This is a genomic window from Microbacterium sp. K36 (assembly GCF_004794355.1).
Classification (GTDB): domain Bacteria; phylum Actinomycetota; class Actinomycetes; order Actinomycetales; family Microbacteriaceae; genus Microbacterium; species Microbacterium paraoxydans_D.
Genome location: NZ_SSDN01000019.1, coordinates 1 through 2862 on the forward strand (window position 1 = coordinate 1; position 2862 = coordinate 2862).

Genomic DNA, 2862 nt, shown 5'->3' on the forward strand with positions numbered 1-2862 from the left:
ACTACTACAAGGCCAACGTCGAGTTCTTCGACGAGATCGGCTCGCCCGGCGGCGCCGCCAAGGTCGGCGTCTACCCGTTCGACCACCCGATCATCGCCGCGCTCCCGCCGCAGGGCGAGTAGGCGCGCTCCGTGAGCGTCCGCGACCTCGCCGACTACCCGTGGGACGCCGTGGTCCCGTATCGTGAGCGCGCCGCCCGGCACCCGGGCGGTCTCGTCGACCTCTCCGTCGGCTCGCCGGTCGACCCCACGCCGGAGATCATCCGTCGGGCCCTCGCCGCGGCGACCGATGCCCACGCCTACCCGCAGACCGTCGGCACCCCCGCGCTCCGGGAGGCCATCGTCGACTGGTACGGCCGCCGCCGCGGCGTCCCGGACCTCCGGGTCGACAACGTGCTGCCGACGATCGGCTCCAAGGAGCTCGTCGCGCTCCTGCCCACGCTGCTGGGGCTCGGCGCCGGAGACATCGTGGTGCATCCTCGCGTCGCGTACCCGACGTATGAGGTCGGCGCGCGGGTGGCAGGGGCGACACCTCTCGCGGTCGACGACCCGGCGGAGTGGCCGGAGGGCGCCAAGCTCATCTGGATCAACACCCCGGGCAACCCCGACGGCCGCACCTGGACGGTCGACGAGCTCGCCGCGGCGGTGCAGCGGGCGCGGGAACTGGGCGCCGTGCTGGCCAGCGACGAGTGCTACGCCGAGCTCGGCTGGGACGGCCCCTGGGCGGACGGGGCCATCCCGTCGGTGCTCGACCCCCGGGTGACCGGCGGCACGCGGGCGAATCTGCTCAGCGTGTACTCGCTGAGCAAGCAGTCCAACCTCGCGGGTTATCGCGCGGCCTTCGTCGCCGGCTGCGCTCGCGTGGTCGGCGAGCTCCTCGCCGCGCGCAAGCACCTCGGCCTCATGCCGCCCGCGCCGGTGCAGCAGGCGATGATCGTCGCCCTCGGTGACGACGCACACGTCGCGGCGCAGAAGGAGCTCTACCGTGAGCGGCGGGCGCTGCTGCTGCCCGCCGTCGAGGCTGCCGGCTTCCGCATCGACGGCTCGCAGGCCGGGCTGTACCTCTGGGCGACCGAGGGGCGCGACGCCTGGGAGTCGATGGCGCGTCTCGCCGACCTCGGGATCCTCGCGGGCCCCGGGCACTTCTACGGCGCCTCGTCGCCTGCGCACGTGCGGCTGTCGCTGACGGCGCCGACCGACCGCGTCGCGGAAGCGGCGCGACGCCTGCGCGGCGCGGATCTGTAGGATCCCTCCCTGTTGCAGCCATCCCTTTGGCGGTTGTCACAGTAGGCCTGCGTGACGACTAGGCTGTAAAGGCGATTCGGTCGGCACCCGGCCCGGCGCTCGGCGCCAGAGATATCGCCAGTTCCGGCTTGATCAAGAACTTGCTGACGCCCGCGATGCCGGGGCGATCAGACAGAAGGAGGAGGTCCGCGTGAGCGCTGCGGCAGACCAGACGGCGAAGCTGACGATCGGCGACACCACCGCCGAATTCCCCCTGGTGCGCGGTACCGCGGGCCACGACAGCATCGACTTCTCGACGCTGACCCGTCAGACCGGCTACACCGGGCTCGACTACGGCTTCGTCAACACCGCCTCCACGAAGTCGGACATCACCTTCATCGACGGCGACAAGGGCATCCTGCGCTACCGCGGCTACCCGATCGAGCAGCTCGCCGGCAGCACCAGCTACCTCGAGGTCGCGTGGCTGCTCATCTACGGGGAGCTCCCGTCCGCCGGAGAGCTGGCCGAGTTCGACGAGAAGATCCGTCGGCACACGCTGCTGCACGAAGACCTCAAGCGCTTCTTCTCCGCGCTGCCGCACACCGCGCACCCCATGTCGGTGCTCTCCTCCGCCGTCGCCGCCCTGTCGACGTACTACGAGGGGCAGACCGACCCGCACAACCCCGAGCACGTCGAGCTGAACACCATCCGCATGCTCGCCAAGCTGCCGGTCATCGCCGCCTACGCGCACAAGAAGAGCGTCGGCCAGGCGTTCCTCTACCCGGACAACTCGCTCGGCTTCGTGGAGAACTTCCTCAAGCTGAACTTCGGCGTGAACTCCGAGCCGTACGAGATCAACCCGACCATGGTGAAGGCCCTCGAACTGCTGCTCATCCTGCACGAGGACCACGAGCAGAACGCCTCGACCTCCACCGTCCGCCTCGTCGGCTCCACGGGAGCCAACCAGTTCGCCTCCGTCTCGGCCGGCATCCAGGCCCTCTCGGGTCCGCTGCACGGTGGTGCGAACGAGGCCGTCCTCACGATGCTCGGCCAGATCCGCGACTCGGGACAGAGCGTCTCCCGGTTCGTCGAGCGGGTGAAGAACAAGGAAGAGGGCGTGAAGCTCATGGGCTTCGGGCACCGGGTGTACAAGAACTACGACCCGCGCGCCAAGCTCGTCAAGGAGGCCGCGGACGAGGTGCTGAGCTCGCTCGGCGTCACCGACCCGCTCCTGGACCTCGCGAAGGAGCTCGAGGAGATCGCCCTCGCGGACGACTACTTCCGTGAGCGTCGCCTGTATCCGAACGTCGACTTCTACACGGGCGTGATCTACAAGGCGATGGGCTTCCCCACGCGGATGTTCACGGTCCTCTTCGCGATCGGCCGCCTGCCCGGCTGGCTCGCCCAGTGGCGCGAGCTCCAGCTCGACCCGCAGACGAAGATCGGCCGTCCGCAGCAGCTCTACACCGGGTCGCCGGAGCGCGCGTTCCCGACGCGCTGAGCGCGGCGCCGCAGACGCCGAAGGCCCCCTCGCACCGGAGTGCGACGGGGCCTTCGTCGTCGTCAGGCGCGAACCGGGATCAGCGTCCCTGGCCGCCGCGCGCGCCCTGGCGGCCCTGGCCTCGCGGGAGCGCTCATG

At 70.4% G+C, this 2862-nt stretch carries 2 protein-coding genes and 1 pseudogene; all 3 read left to right on the forward strand.

Annotated features, from left to right (window positions below):
- A pseudogene (locus DW296_RS16620) lies at positions 1 to 122 on the forward strand (ferredoxin); the annotation flags it as partial.
- A 9-nt stretch (positions 123 to 131) separates the two neighbouring features.
- Complete coding sequence (gene dapC, locus DW296_RS00665) at positions 132 to 1244, forward strand: succinyldiaminopimelate transaminase (RefSeq protein WP_136050653.1); 1113 nt, start codon at positions 132 to 134, stop codon at positions 1242 to 1244.
- A 190-nt stretch (positions 1245 to 1434) separates the two neighbouring features.
- A complete protein-coding gene (locus tag DW296_RS00670; RefSeq protein ID WP_025102954.1) occupies positions 1435 to 2724 on the forward strand; it encodes a citrate synthase in 1290 nt (429 codons plus the stop codon).
- The last annotated feature ends 138 nt before the right edge of the window (positions 2725 to 2862 follow it).